General features: G+C 41.9%; 1 protein-coding gene and 1 pseudogene. Both read right to left on the reverse strand.

Going from position 1 to position 752, the window contains the following annotated elements; translation table 11 throughout:
• Positions 1–350 (reverse strand): annotated as a pseudogene (locus ACRCJ0_RS17235) (V-type ATP synthase subunit A); the annotation flags it as partial.
• 56 nt (positions 351–406) lie between these two features.
• On the reverse strand, positions 407–718 hold the full coding sequence (locus ACRCJ0_RS17240) for a V-type ATP synthase subunit F (protein ID WP_269104881.1): 312 nt from the start codon (positions 716–718) through the stop codon (positions 407–409).
• Positions 719–752 lie beyond the last annotated feature (34 nt).

Here is a 752-nt window from a genome sequence, read left to right on the forward strand (position 1 = left end):
ACTGCTGAACGGTCTAGGGGCGCTACTTGCACACCACGTTCTAAGTAGTTTGAGTCGGTTGAATCCATGAACTCTTGTAGAGGTCGTTGGATACCGTCAAACATTTTCGTTAACATACCAGGTCCAAGTTCAACTGATAATGGTTGACCAGTTGTTTTTACTATTTGGCCAGGTTTAAGACCAGAAGTTTCCTCGTATACCTGAATTGAAGCAACATCGCCGTGCATTTCAAGGATTTCCCCTGTTAATTGTAGGTCACCTACTAAACAAATATCACGAACAGCTGCTTCTTCCATGCCACTTGCTTTAATCAGTGGACCGGAAACTTCAATGATTTTTCCGTCTTTCAAGACTGTTCCTCCCTCTTATCGTTTTCTATGATTTTTAATTTGTGTATTTTGATTTCTTATAGAATATTTTGACCAACCGCTTTTTCAACGTTGTCATTTACACGAGACTGCCCGATACCCAAGCTCCCTTTGTGTGAAGGAATCAGAATGATTGCTGGGGTAACTTGTGTGTCGTAAAAGGCAATGGTGTCTGGAATTTGCTGTGCGATTGTTTCGGTCAAATAGATCACACCATAGTGGTTTTCAGCCATTTCCCGGATTGTTTCACGGGCTTGTTGGCCTGAAATCACTGGATAGGCGTCGAAACCAATCAATTGGAAAGGAACAACGACGTCTTTTTCACCGACTACACCGATTTTATAAGCCATAAATAGGTCGCATCCTTTCTTCCACACTTTTTTG

The organism is Aerococcus sp. L_32 (assembly GCF_050689315.1).